This is a genomic window from Alteriqipengyuania sp., assembly GCF_964222115.1.
GTDB lineage: Bacteria > Pseudomonadota > Alphaproteobacteria > Sphingomonadales > Sphingomonadaceae > Alteriqipengyuania.
This window is the reverse complement of the sequence record NZ_CAXQBM010000067.1, coordinates 1-3,149: the sequence shown is the minus strand read 5'-3', so window position 1 is coordinate 3,149 and position 3,149 is coordinate 1. Positions and strand designations below refer to the sequence as shown.

Sequence of the window (3,149 nt, the reverse complement as noted above, 5' to 3'; positions counted from 1 at the left end):
GGGGGCGGAGGTTTTCGCCCTATAACACTGTGTCAGGTGTGTCAGGGGAGGGCGAGGATACCCTCACTCCAAGGCCGATCAGAGCGGGTTGCCATCCTTGTCGCGGTACACGTCGCGGCGGCCCACGTGGTTCGCGGGGCCAACGAGGCCCTCGCTCTCCATCCGCTCGATCCACTTGGCGGCGGTGTTGTAGCCCACGCCCATCTGGCGCTGGAGCCAGCTGCCGCTCGCCTTCTGGTTCTCGAATACGACCTGGCACGCCTGCCGGTACTTGCGCTCGTCCGGATTGTCGCTCGCGGTGAACTCGTCCTCGAAGGCGAAGCCGCCGCCCATCTCGGGCTCTTCGGTCACGGCGTCGACATAGGCGGGCGATCCCTGCTTGCGCCAATGCTCGGCCACGGCCTCCACTTCCTCGTCGCTGACGAAGGGCCCGTGGACGCGGGCAAGGTTGCCGATATTGGGCTTGAACAGCATGTCGCCCTTGCCCAGCAGCGTTTCGGCCCCCTGCTCGCCAATGATCGTGCGGCTGTCGATCCGGCTGGTGACCTTGAAGCTGATCCGCGTGGGCAGATTGGCCTTGATGACGCCGGTGATGACGTCGACCGAAGGGCGCTGCGTGGCCATGATCAGGTGGATGCCCGCCGCGCGCGATTTCTGCGTCAGGCGGCGGATCAGGATCTCGATATCCTTGCCCACCACCGCCATCAGGTCGGCCAGCTCGTCCACGATGACCACGATCAGCGGCAGCTCTTCGTAATCTAGCTCCTTCTCCTCGACGATTTCCTCGCCCGTTTCGGGGTCGAAGCCGGTCTGGATACGCCGCCCCAGCGGCTCGCCCTTGGCTTTCGCGGCGCGCACCCGATCGTTGAACCCGGTGATGTTGCGCGCGCCCACCTCGCTCATCTTGCGATAGCGCTGCTCCATCTCCTCGATCGTCCACTTCAAGGCGCGGATGGTCTTCTCCGGCTCGGTAACGACGGGGGAGAGGAGATGCGGAATATCCTCGTAACTCTTCAGCTCCAGCACCTTGGGATCGACCAGGATCAGGCGGCACTCGGCGGGCGTGAAGCGGTATAGCAGCGACAGCAGGATGGTATTGAGGCCGACCGACTTACCGCTGCCGGTGGTGCCCGCGACAAGCAGGTGGGGCATCGCGGCAAGATCCGCGATGATCGGTTCGCCCGCGATATCCTTGCCCAGGATGATCGGCAGGTCGCCCGGCGCGTCGACGAATTCGCGGCACGCGGCGAGTTCCTTGAAACCGACCATCTGGCGCTCGGCATTGGGCAGTTCGATGCCCATCACCGTCTTGCCGGGCACCGTGCTGACGCGCGCGGAAATCGCGCTCATGTTGCGGGCAATGTCTTCCGATAGGCCGATGACACGCGCGGCCTTGGTGCCAGGTGCAGGCTCCAGTTCGTACATCGTGACCACGGGGCCGGTGCGCACCGCGGTGACTTCACCCTTCACGTTGAAATCGTCGAGCACCGATTCGAGCAACCTTGCATTGCGCTCCAGCGCCTGCCGGTCGAGCGGGACGATGCTGGCGTCCGCGCGGTCGGACAGCAGGTCAAGCCCGGGCAGTTCGAAATCGGCGAACATGTCCTTCTGGCGGGTGATCGCGTGACTGTCGGCCTTCTTGGCGGCTACCTTGGGGTCGACGATTTTGGGCACGCGGCGCGGCGGGGCAGCCTCGGGCGCTGCGGGCTCGTCGTCTTCCACAGCGGCAGGGGTCGGCTTGCGCCTGTCGGGCTTGGGCTTTGCCGGGGCGGGTTCGGCACGATCGCGCGTCAGGAATTTCGGGATAGTCGGCAGGGTCAGCAATCCGCGCCAGTCGATGGCAAAGACCCGCGCGACGAGCAGTGCACCGCCCCCCAGCATGCCCAGCGCCACCGCCAGCATCAGCCAGCCCGCGCCGCCGCCCATCAGGCGTGTCGCAATCGCCTCGACCACGGTCGAACCGAGCAGGCCAACCAAGCCGCCCGGCCCCGCGGGCAGGGCCATCGCCATGTTCGAGAATGCCAGCGCCAGCACGCTCGCGAGCAGCGCCATCGCAAGCAGCAGCATTGCGACCGGGCGCCACCAGCGCGTGTGCTTCGGCTCGTCGACCTCTTCCTCGTTCGCGGCGCGCCACAAGCGGCGTGCGCCCACGTAAAGCAGTGGCAGGACGAGCGCCGAAGTCCAGCCGAACAGGAACAGCGCACGCTCTGCCGTCCATGCACCCGCAGAGCCCATCCAGTTGCCGATGGGGCCATCGGGCGAGGCGGCGGTCGAAAGGCTGGGGTCGGTCTGCGTATAGCTGAGAAGCGCGAGCCCCAGGAACACCATCGCGCCGAACAGGATCAGCGCGCCCGCCATCTGAAACGCGCGCGCCACCGAGTGGCGCAGCGCCTCGCGCCAGTCGACCAGTTCGGTCGGAACAAGAGCCTTGCTGGGCATGGCGGAATCTCCCTGGGGATCGGCCCGAAGTGTGTCGGCAGTAGGGGTGCGGAACGCATCATGAATCCGCAGGGAGTCCCGCGTCAAGCACTTTGGGGCCGTTTGCGCCTCAGGACAGCCCGTCGATGGCCGCCCAGCGTGCGACGCCAAGCTCACGTGCGCGCTTTGCGGACATCCCGCCCAGCGCGATCACCGGGATCGGGGTGCTGTCCGCGAGCGCATGGAATCGCTCCGGCCCGAGTGCAGGCGCATCCGGGTGGCTGCGGGTCGGGAATATGGGCGAAAGCATGATCGCGTCTGCGCCGGTCGCTTCCGCTGCTGCTATTTCCTGCTCATCATGCGCTGTGGCGATGTGCAGCAAAGGTGCAGCATTTTCCATTATGCCGGGCGCGCCGTAGACGCCGTCGGCAGCCCACTCGGTCGCGCAGTCCGGGTCGCCAGACAGGATCAGCAGGTGGTTTTTGCTGCGGCAAATGCTGCGCAGCATTTTATAGCGTTCGCGGCGATCATCTGCCGCAAGATGATAGTGCCGGAAGACGAATGCGGATCGGTCGGGAAGGCGCTCCAGCGCGCTTTCCAGCGTGGCGTCGTTGCGCTCGTCCGATAGCAGCCAGAGGTCTGGGAGGGGATGGATCAGCATGTCGGCTTCGCTATAACGGCGTGCGATGGATCATGCAGCAGCCCTGTCGCAAGTCGAAGAGAACATCGCC

2 protein-coding genes are annotated in these 3,149 nt (G+C 65.8%); both read right to left on the bottom strand.

Translation table 11 applies throughout. The features are described 5' to 3' along the window. Positions 1-78 precede the first annotated feature (78 nt). On the bottom strand, positions 79-2,439 hold the full coding sequence (locus tag ACEQXE_RS10630) for a DNA translocase FtsK 4TM domain-containing protein (RefSeq protein WP_370179179.1): 2,361 nt from the start codon (positions 2,437-2,439) through the stop codon (positions 79-81). Positions 2,440-2,548: 109 nt separating this feature from the next. After that, positions 2,549-3,079 carry a thiamine phosphate synthase gene (locus ACEQXE_RS10625; RefSeq protein WP_370179177.1) on the bottom strand — a complete coding sequence of 177 codons (531 nt, stop codon included), beginning with the start codon at positions 3,077-3,079 and terminating at the stop codon, positions 2,549-2,551. Between the last annotated feature and the right edge of the window lie 70 nt (positions 3,080-3,149).